Annotated in this window: 2 protein-coding genes; both read left to right on the top strand. The window is 29.0% G+C overall.

The window, feature by feature from the left end:
* Window positions 1–70 precede the first annotated feature (70 nt).
* On the top strand, window positions 71–277 hold the full coding sequence (locus tag LS64_RS12185; protein WP_034568882.1) for a hypothetical protein: 207 nt from the start codon (window positions 71–73) through the stop codon (window positions 275–277).
* Window positions 270–455 carry a hypothetical protein gene (locus LS64_RS12180; RefSeq protein ID WP_034568885.1) on the top strand — a complete coding sequence of 62 codons (186 nt, stop codon included), beginning with the start codon at window positions 270–272 and terminating at the stop codon, window positions 453–455. Before LS64_RS12185 ends, LS64_RS12180 begins: the two co-directional genes overlap by 8 nt.
* Window positions 456–507 lie beyond the last annotated feature (52 nt).

Genomic DNA, 507 nt, shown 5'->3' with positions numbered 1-507 from the left:
AGGGTAGCAAGGATAAGATTTTGCTAGATTCTAGCAATGTTACGATTAAAAAAGAATTTAAGGGAGCGTAATGGATAAGATTCAAAGTTTGCTTAATGATATATCTATAATGGTTAAGAATGCAAATGCTAAAAAGGAAGCAAAGATTGCAAAGTATGGGAAAAGCGTTATTTTAAGTGATAACGATTTAAGCTACTATGAAAAAAAAAGACAAAAAAGGGAAGCTATAAAAGAGAATGTTATAGCAAAGTATTATAGGGACTTTTGCAATGAATAAAAGTATTATTGACTATGGAATAGAATTTTTAAAAGTTTCACATAATACAAAGAAAAAGCGTTTCAATGCGTATGCAAAATATCAAAGGCTGGAATCTGCTGTCAATGTTGAATCTGCTGTCAATGATAGCAATTTATCACATAAGCAAGATTCTAAGATAAAAAATACACACAAATAAATCTTTTTTTTGCAAGGATTGCTTAAGCTACATTTTGCTAGAATCTATTTAA

The organism is Helicobacter saguini (assembly GCF_000762875.2).
GTDB classification, from domain to species: domain Bacteria; phylum Campylobacterota; class Campylobacteria; order Campylobacterales; family Helicobacteraceae; genus Helicobacter_A; species Helicobacter_A saguini.
This window is presented reverse-complemented; position numbering and strand designations above follow the sequence as displayed.